We start from the raw sequence: 9,095 nt of genomic DNA on the forward strand, positions 1-9,095 counted from the left end.
TATCAAGTTACTTTTGTCAAGTTTTTTGTAAAGAAATATGTTTATAAAGCATAGCCTTGTTAAGGGGGGTTAGGGGGGATCTTCCCCAAACTCGCATATACTTGCCCAACAAAGACTCCAAACCCTTTGCCACTAAACCTGTTACCAACACTACTTATTTATGCGATCGCTTTCGTATTCGCTTGGTTCCCAGTTGCCAAATCCTCCACTATTGCCACCAACGCCCAGCAATCCCAGGTCAGGAAATGGGTATAGTCGAAGATGCTACGGAGGATCTGCCCTTTGCCAGTTTTGAATGCAAAACCCTGGCGGAAATGTATCAGGTTCCTGCTGAGCAGCGCTTACAAGGACGGAATGCCACGGTCAAATCATACCAAACCTTAGCCCAGCAAGTGCATATCCTCCACTCCAGCCATCATGCTAAATCTAACCCCAAACCGTTGGAATCTCAGTTAAGGTTAGGAGATGGTTCCCTTACCCTGGGTCAACTTTTAACTCCTGGTTGGCGGATGCCCAATCTTTCTGAAGTTTTTGCTTCAGCCTGCGAGGTTAATTTCACTCTTACCAAACTTACCGATGACTTGCTTAGTCTAGCTACGGGTTTTCTCTGTGCTGGAGCCAGGAGTGTGGTTAGTACCCAGTGGTCTGTAGATGATTTGGCCAGTGCTTTATTAGCGATTTTTTACTACGATGGCCGCAGGTCAGGGATGAGCTGTTGCCAAGCACTACAGCAAGGACAAATTAAATTGCGCAATTTAACCGGAAAGGAGTTTGCTGATAACTATCAGCGTCAGTTAAGGGAACATCTGGAACAAAAGTTAACGGAAGCCAAAGCTGCTAAACAGAATGCTAAGGATCAGGGAGATGAGGAAGAGTTAGATAAGTGGGTCACAATTGTGGATAAATTTGAGATACAGCTAAAGCGGTTGGAGTCTTTGAGTAAGGAGGATTTTCCTTTTGGTCATCCTTTCTATTGGGCTGGTTTTGTTTCCCAAGGAATTTAGAATGAAGAATGAAGAATGAAGAATGAAGAATTTATAATTTAGTTGGAGCTCTTTTTGGTGGGCAAAAGTCTTAGAGTTTTCCCTACAGGTGATCTGTGTACACTTTTTGCCCACCCTACAGGATCTTACTCTTTTCGGTGGGCAAAAGTCTGAGATTTTTCCCTACAGGTGATCTGTGTACACTTTTTGCCCACCCTACAATATCTTACTCTTTTTGGTGGGCAAAAGTCTTAGAGTTTTCCCTACAGGTGATCTGTGTACACTTTTTGCCCACCCTACAAAACTGCTCCCTAAAAACCCAGAACTTTCTACCTAATTGAAGTGCAAACCGCTGTACTTGATAATTGATACTTCTGACTTTATTCATGCTGGTGTAACCAAGCGTTTCCGGAGGGATTCTGCTCGACGCTTAGCGGTAGAATTCTTGGGGTCATATTTGAGCGCTTCATCATAAGCTTCTAAGGCCTGAGCAATTAATTGCTTGCGCTCGTAAACATGACCGAGATTGTTGAGGGCTGTGACATATCCAGGCTCTTGCTTCAAAGCTTCTTTGTACTGGCGAATAGCGAGATCATACTGTTCTTTGGCACAGTAGGCAAAACCCAAAGCATTATAGACAGGAGCAAGGTTTTCTTGGTCAGCATCCGTGGCTTTCAAGGCTTTTTGAAATAGCAAGATAGCTTGACCAAAGAGCTTCTTGTCGGCATAAATACTGCCCAACTCGTAATACTCTATAACCGTTCCCCGGTCTTTTTGCAGCTTTTTCTCCAACCGAGAGAGAGTGGTTTCAATTTTACGAGTTTTGATAACTTGGAACAGCACCGCGACAGTAACACCAGCAAGTAGGACTAGCAAAACTGACAGATAAATCGTTGGCAGTGTATCATTCATAAGGTTTGACTTTTTTTCTTCTTAATGGTAATCCCCAAGCAGTTGCTCGTTGAGCTAACCAACCATCTGCTTGCCAACGTGCGATCGCATTATTCACGCGCTGCTTTAGCTTGGTGTATTGTAACCCCTTAGGCATCACCACACACAAGGCTTCACCGGAGAGCCACACTGGTAGCATCCGATACTCAGGATAGTCTTGTACCCAGCCACTCAGAATACTATTATCGGCAGCAAAAGCATCAGCCCTACCATTTTCTAAAAGCGATCGCGCTTCTTGGTAGGAATCTACTCCCACCACCCTAGATTCTGGTAAAGCATACTGCACTATGGCAATTGTGCTAGAATGATTGAGTATGGCGATGGTTCTAGTATGGAGATCACCCAATCTGGTAATTAACGGGTCTTTAGTAATCAAACCCGTGCCATCCAGGTAGTAGGGGATACTAAAATCCACCAATCGACGGCGAGGTGCTGTGGCTGTAACTCTAGCAATTGTCAGGTCAACTTCACCGTCCAAAACTACCTTAAGTCGGTCAATATTTCCCACCTGCTGCAACACCACCGCATCAGAATCACCTAAGAGTTCTTCTGCTAGACGTCGTGCTAGGTCAATTTCCAATCCTTGTAACTTGCCATCGGCATCCCTATATCCCAAAGGGCGCAGATTATCTTTGACACCAACAATCAACTGACCCCGCTGCTCTATTTCCTCAAGTTGAGCACTCCGAACCCGTAACGGTGTCAAAAAAGACATGGCCGTCAATCCGAAGACCATACCAAAGTTGAATAACTTGTGCTTAAGCATCGGTCGGGGAATAGAAATTGCTAAAAAGGTAAGCTATCGGTCGTGGCTTTTGGGACTTTCCTGAAAAAACAATACCAAATTTAATACCAATTCAAGATACTAATTAAAGTCGGGTTGGATAATTATTGTAATCTATAATAATCAAAAGAACCAAAGGTTATTTTTACCCCCGACCAGCCTTACCCGTAAGGATTACCCATGTACCCAAAACCCGAGTTTCTCAGGTTGCTAAGCATTCAGCTATCAGCTATTGGCCTTGGCCTATGGCCACGCTACGCCAATGGCCAATAGCTGACCACTGACCGCTGTTTGCGTAGGGTGCGCGTAGCACATATGATGCTTACTCAGCTTTAGCCGCTAACTCCACCACTTTGTTAAAGCTATCTGGATCCAGCACTGCCAGCTGTGCCAACATCTTGCGGTTAATTTGAATATTGGCTTTTTTCATTTGACCCATCAGCTGGCTGTAGCTAATGCCATTTTGACGTGCTGCTGCGTTAATGCGAGTAATCCACAGACGTCGAAAATCCCGCTTGCGCTTGCGGCGATCACGATAGGCATTCCGCAGCGCTTTCATCACTTGTTGGTTAGCAATGCGGAAGAGTTTGGAGTGGGAACCTCTGAAGCCCTTAGCAAGTTTGAGAATTTTTTTGCGTCGCTTACGAGCGACATTACCGCGTTTTACCCGTGTCATGGTTAATTCTAGCTAGTGTGTTTAGTTTAATAGTGTTAGCAGTAATGGTCTACTGTTAAGATTTACATATAAGGCAACATCAGGCGAACATTATCCGCATCCCGTTCGTCTACCAAGGTCAGCTTAGACAAGCGCCCCTTCCGTTCTGAGGTCTTGTGTTCTAGTAAGTGATTTTTAAACGCTTTGCGGCGTCTTATTTTACCACTGCCAGTAGCTCTAAAACGCTTGGCAGCTGCTTTGCGGCTTTTTAGTTTAGGCATTGACGGATTATAATAATGGCACAATTTATTATTGTATACCAATTGCTGCGTAATTAGGTGACCGTCTTATTCGTCTTCTGATAAATTCTTGGGCAAGGTGATGGTAAAGGTTGTTCCAACACCCACTTCACTTTCTAAGTGAATCTTACCACCGTGCAAGTCTACACAACTTTTGACAATTGATAACCCTAGTCCTGTTCCTGGGATGATCCCCACATTACTGGCACGACTAAAAGACTCAAACAATTTTGGTTGGTCTTCTTTAGGGATGCCAATACCTTGATCAATTATCTGTAATATGACTGTCTCTTCATCTCCGTTTAGCTGTACTAAAATAGTCCCACCATGGGGAGAATACTTAATGGCATTGGAGATGAGGTTAGTGATAATTTGTCGAAGGATTTTTGGGTCTCCTAATATTGGTTCCCAGTCTCTTGCACTACTAAAGATTAGACTATGTTTAGCCCCAATGCTTGATTGGATCGGGGAGACTAACTCCTGACAAAATGTTACTAAATTCAGAGCAACTGGTTTTACTTCTAATCTATCGAATTCCGCTTGATTAATGAATAATAAATCATTGACTAGGGTAGTCATATGTTTGACCGCAGCTTGGATCCGCCAAAAATGTTTAAGTTGCTGAGAATCAGTAAATTTATGACGGTACTTTTCTAGGAGTTCCACAGAGGATAGAATTGTCATTAAAGGTGTACGGTACTCATGGGATATGGTAAAAATAATCCGAGATTTAAGATCACTGACTTCTTTTTCACGGTCCAGTGATTGACGCAATTGCGATTCCAAGTTCCGTAGCTGTTCTAAGTAATCTCTTAGTTCCACTGTGCGAGCTTGGATTCTGGTTTCAAGTTCTTGATTGAGGGCTTCTAAAGCAGCTTGAGCGGAAATGCGATCGCGAATTTCCTGTTGCAGCAGTTGATTTTGCTCAATCAGTTGTGTTTGTAGCTTGTGCAGAGTCAATTGATTCTCCACACGGGCTAAAACTTCCTCAACCTGGAATGGCTTGGTGATATAGTCAGCACCACCAACAGCAAAGGCTTTCACCTTGTCCCAAGTTTCATCCAAAGCACTGATAAAGATTACTGGAACTCCCTGGGTTTTTTGATTAGATTTCAGCTGTTTACAGACCTCATAGCCATCGATCTTTGGCATTATAATGTCTAGTAAAATCAAATCCGGTGGATCACACAATGCTGATTCCAAGGCCAGTAGTCCATCGATCATGCTCCTAACCTGATAGCCTTGCTCAATCAGGATCGAAGATAGCAGCTGCAAATTGGTTGGTGTGTCATCCACAACCATAATTTCTGCCTGAGTTGCCTCAGCTTGATGGTTATTCATGCTTTAATTAGGTAGAGCGAACCATAGGGGAGAAGCAAATTGGGCAGGAGTATACTGACCAGTAGCCCGCTGATCTGATTGAATCAGAAGGCGGTTTGGCTACGAGTTTTCCTACTCCACGATTCCTTAAACATCATCACGGCGAAAGAACAACATTCGGTACACAGGTTCACCACGAGCGAGGGTGGAAATTTCCCGTTCAGTAGGCACTGGCAGGGGGTTGGTTGGCAGCCAAGCAGTCTCTGGCCGGTAGAAGACTGGATGAGCATCGAAACGCGATCGCATTTCCACTGCCACTTCCTCCACATCGGATTGTAGAAAGACCTCCCCTCCACTGGTCAAATAAGCCCCTAGAGTATCAACCAAGGTGGGCTGCACTATACGTCGTTTGGCTTGTCGCTTCTTGAACCAAGGATCAGGAAATTGAATAGTGACGCGCTGCAAGGCACCAGGGTGCCAAGAGCTAAAGAGTGAATCTATAGAACTATTAGCATTACAGAACAAAAATAGGAGATTGCTCAACCCTAAATCCACCACCTTACTGTTGGCTTGTTTTACCAATGGTTCCCGAATTTCTAACCCCAAAAAATTCCAGTGGGGTTGTTGTGTTGCCATCTGCAATAAAAATTCCCCTCTCCCGCAGCCAATATCCAGATGTAATGGAAGAGCCGTTTGGGCATAAACTTGATTCCAATCCGGAGGACTCACCGGCATCTGATATTGCTTGCTAAGTGGATTAACGTGTTGTCGCACTCGAACTCTAGCCAACCTTAGCACCTCCTTACTTTACTCAGGGGATGGGGGATCAGGGATTAGGGGTTATATCCCTAATCTAGTTGTAAATGTCAGATCTAGGTGCGCGCCTCCAAGGGCGCGAGCAATCCCTCGCGCCCTTGGGTCGCACCTCAATGAACGCAATTCCGACTCATCTCTATTTATCCTAAATGTAATCTTTAAAATTTTTTATAGACTAAAGCTTAATTATGTAAGGCTAAATTAAAGATTATCCATTATTGTTTAGGTGAGCAGTTAAATGTAACCTAAACAAGGAGTTGTAATGGTATAACAGCAAACGTCATGAGCGATAATTTTAATAATAATTAATCTAGGGTTTAATCAAGAAAAGTTTTAGCTATGAGTTTAAATTTTCGCTTTGCCGTGGTAAGTGACCTACATATCGGGTTACCCCAAACCATCTGGGATCATCCCAATCGGTTTCATTTGGTAGAAGTTAGTATTCCAGTCCTAGAAAGGATTCTGGAGGATTTAGAGCAGAAAGCCTTGGATTTCCTCCTCCTACCAGGAGACTTAACCCAGCATGGTGAACCAGACAATCATGCCTGGTTACAAAAGCGATTGAGCCAGTTGCCTTTTCCAGTGTACGTCGTACCTGGAAATCATGATGTCCCCAATATCTTACCCAATGAACACTCGATTGGACTAAAGGAATTTCCTTACTACTATCGCCAATTTGGTTATGAAAATCCCGAGCAGTTGTACTATACCTGTGAAGTTTTGCCTGGAGTACAGCTGATTGGGTTAAATTCTAACCAGTTCGATACCGGTGGTAAACAGGTAGGGCGTCTTGATCAGCAACAGCTGATCTGGCTTGAGCAATTGCTTTCCCAGTGCCAGGATAAATTGGTGCTGGTGATGGTGCATCACAATGTGATCGAGCATTTGCCCGATCAAGCTAACCATTCCTTGGGACATCGGTATATCTTGGAAAATGGTCCAATATTACACAATATTCTCAAAACTGCTGGGGTCAATCTACTCTTTACAGGTCACTTGCATGTACAGGATATCGCCTATCAAGAGGGAGTCTACGAAATCACCACAGGTTCATTAGTTAGCTATCCTCACCCCTACCGGATATTGCAGTTGTGTACCGATAATCAAGGAAAAAGATGGTTACAAATTGAATCTCATCGAGTGGAGTCAGTCCCTGGTTGGGAAAACCTACCCCAGATATCTAGAGAATGGATGAGCGATCGCTCTTATCCATTCATGGTGAAACTCCTGACTTCTCCCCCCTTAAATTTACCGTTACCAGATGCCCAGAAACTTGCTCCGAGTCTACGCTACTTCTGGGCTAATATTGCTGATGGTGATGCTGTATTCAACTTTCCTGAGTTTCCTACCCCAGTTCGTCGCTATTTTGAGTCATTTAGCTGCCATACCAGTGATGGTAAACCTGCTCTGATTGATAATCAGACCACTCTGTTGCTGACAAAAAACTAATGACTAAGACGGCTTTTCTTGAATAAATTCAAGCACTACAACTAACCTGATAAGCTCAGGGATTTCCTCAACCAGGGAAGCCATCCTCTACTCCTTGACCTTGACCAGGGAAGCCATCCTCTACTCCTTGACCTTGACCAGGGAAGTCATCCTCTACTCCTTGACCTTGATCCGGTAGCGGAACAGGAATTTCCGGTTCCGGTTCCGGTTCTGGCTCCGGCTCAGGTTCCGGTTCTGGCTCGGGTTCGGGTTCTGGCTCCGGCTCAGGCTCCGGCTCAGGCTCCGGTTCTGGCTCGGGCTCGGGCTCCGGTTCTGGCTCGGGCTCGGGCTCCGGTTCCGGTTCTGGCTCAGGCTCAGGCTCCGGTTCTGGCTCCGGTTCCGGCTCAGGTTCTGGTTCTGGCTCGGGCTCAGGCTCAGGTTCTGGCTCACGCTCCGGTTCCGGTTCTGGCTCGGGCTCGGGCTCGGGCTCGGGCTCAGGCTCAGGTTCCGGTTCCGGTTCCGGTTCTGGTTCTGGTTCTGGTTCCGGCTCAGGTTCCGGTTCCGGCTCGGGCTCGGGTTCTGGTTCTGGTTCTGGCTCCGGCTCTAGTGGTTTGTCAACGTCTTCGGGATCCAGTTCAACAGTTTCATCCTCCTGCTCAGTGTTAAGAAACTCACCGGTTTCCAAGGTAGACCTGATATCTAACTGGTTAACCTGATCAGTGATATCGGCATTGGAATTCTCAGAACCCACATCTTGATCGAAGACATCAACACCACCATCAATCACACTAAAATCAGCACTGGGAAACTCGTCCGATTCACTCCCCCGAAGACGAATGAAAGTAGGATTAACAATTATGTTGTTGCCAATAATAGGAACTTGCGCCTCTAGAGCATCTGCAATTTCCCCTCGCACTAAATCCAAAGCTTGATCTGGACTATCCGCCGGTCCTGTCTGGGTCAAATTCAGCCCTTTGACTAATTCACTGGTTTCATAAAACTCTCTGAGGTCAAATTCATAAACCTGCTCAATTTGATCCTCGGTTATAACCACGATCTGCCCAGCTTTTAATTCCTGAACTTGAGAACGAGTGCGATTATAGACCACAATACCGCTATTGGTCAGAGCTCCAACAATTGTTGTATTGGTATCAGATATATATCGCATGAACAGAGCTGACCCCCTAATCCCAGCCACGGCATTGGGTGTACGCACTCGAGTTTTACCCCGATCTGGAGGAATTAACAGCAGTAGTGTGCCATTAGATAGCTCAAAGGTACGACTTCTAGGTATAAATCGAAAGACAGCTAACTCTCCTTGTCGGGCTAGGGAACCATCATTGAAGCGCAGTTGAGCCATGGAGGAGCGAGCTGTTACCAGTGCATCTCCTATCGTCATGGCATCAGATGGACGGGCTGGTCGAGCTGACTGATTTTGAGGAATCAATCGCACTCGGTTACGTAGCTTCTCTAGCACAGCACGAGTTAAGGGAATTTCGGCACTGACTGGTTTAGAAAAAATTAGTAAATTAACGCTCCATAGAGAGATGGAAAGTACTAGGACTGTCTTGCGAAACACTGGGCAGCTCCAATAGCTCAAAGGTCAGTATTGTCAGGTAGTTGAGAGGTCAGCATTCAGCTAATGCGCTACAGATGGTGCTACTTGAGGTGCTATCAGCTGATTTAACAGAGATTAAACGAATGCTTAGCTCTTTTCTTGATGCAGTCGCGCTTTAGACCCTGGAACTTTCCCGATCAGAACCTCAAGTAGCGTGGGTGGCACAGGCTTTGGCCTTGGCCTTTAGGCCACGCGGGGCGCGTTTGGCCACGCTGTGCGAACGACGCGCTTGAGGTAGCGC

9 protein-coding genes are annotated in these 9,095 nt (G+C 45.4%); 2 read left to right on the top strand and 7 right to left on the bottom strand.

Translation table 11 applies throughout. The annotated features are described in order from the left end of the window. Positions 1 to 101: 101 nt before the first annotated feature. Positions 102 to 1,004, top strand: coding sequence for a CHAT domain-containing protein (locus BJP37_RS32955; protein WP_229415531.1), 903 nt, complete (start codon positions 102 to 104; stop codon positions 1,002 to 1,004). A 363-nt stretch (positions 1,005 to 1,367) separates the two neighbouring features. On the opposite strand, the gene BJP37_RS32960 is transcribed toward BJP37_RS32955, so the two are convergent. The 6 genes from BJP37_RS32960 to trmB all read right to left on the bottom strand — a co-directional run bounded on the left by BJP37_RS32960 (position 1,368) and on the right by trmB (position 5,781). Next, the gene (locus BJP37_RS32960) at positions 1,368 to 1,895 is read right to left on the bottom strand and encodes a tetratricopeptide repeat protein (RefSeq protein ID WP_075905355.1); all 528 of its coding nucleotides are present in this window, start codon (positions 1,893 to 1,895) and stop codon (positions 1,368 to 1,370) included. Next, positions 1,888 to 2,700, bottom strand: coding sequence for a transporter substrate-binding domain-containing protein (locus tag BJP37_RS32965; protein WP_075905357.1), 813 nt, complete (start codon positions 2,698 to 2,700; stop codon positions 1,888 to 1,890). Before BJP37_RS32965 ends, BJP37_RS32960 begins: the two co-directional genes overlap by 8 nt. A gap of 340 nt (positions 2,701 to 3,040) precedes the next feature. Further along, positions 3,041 to 3,394: a 50S ribosomal protein L20 gene (gene rplT, locus BJP37_RS32970; RefSeq protein ID WP_008186586.1), complete on the bottom strand. Its 354-nt coding sequence runs from the start codon at positions 3,392 to 3,394 to the stop codon at positions 3,041 to 3,043. Between the two features lie 62 nt (positions 3,395 to 3,456). Beyond that, a complete protein-coding gene (rpmI, locus tag BJP37_RS32975) occupies positions 3,457 to 3,654 on the bottom strand; it encodes a 50S ribosomal protein L35 (RefSeq protein WP_075905359.1) in 198 nt (65 codons plus the stop codon). A gap of 66 nt (positions 3,655 to 3,720) precedes the next feature. Continuing rightward, complete coding sequence (locus BJP37_RS32980) at positions 3,721 to 5,013, bottom strand: ATP-binding response regulator (protein WP_081431415.1); 1,293 nt, start codon at positions 5,011 to 5,013, stop codon at positions 3,721 to 3,723. Between the two features lie 126 nt (positions 5,014 to 5,139). Then, entirely contained in the window at positions 5,140 to 5,781 is a 642-nt protein-coding gene (gene trmB / locus BJP37_RS32985) for a tRNA (guanosine(46)-N7)-methyltransferase TrmB (RefSeq protein ID WP_075905361.1), read from the bottom strand. A gap of 366 nt (positions 5,782 to 6,147) precedes the next feature. Between trmB and BJP37_RS32990 the strand changes: the two genes are divergently transcribed. Then, positions 6,148 to 7,257, top strand: coding sequence for a metallophosphoesterase family protein (locus tag BJP37_RS32990; protein ID WP_075905363.1), 1,110 nt, complete (start codon positions 6,148 to 6,150; stop codon positions 7,255 to 7,257). 67 nt (positions 7,258 to 7,324) lie between these two features. Here BJP37_RS32990 and BJP37_RS35145 read toward each other — a convergent pair whose 3' ends face one another. Beyond that, entirely contained in the window at positions 7,325 to 8,815 is a 1,491-nt protein-coding gene (locus BJP37_RS35145) for a FecR domain-containing protein (RefSeq protein WP_081431416.1), read from the bottom strand. Positions 8,816 to 9,095: the final 280 nt, after the last annotated feature.

The sequence above is a fragment of the Moorena bouillonii PNG genome, assembly GCF_001942495.1.
Taxonomy (GTDB): domain Bacteria; phylum Cyanobacteriota; class Cyanobacteriia; order Cyanobacteriales; family Coleofasciculaceae; genus Moorena; species Moorena bouillonii.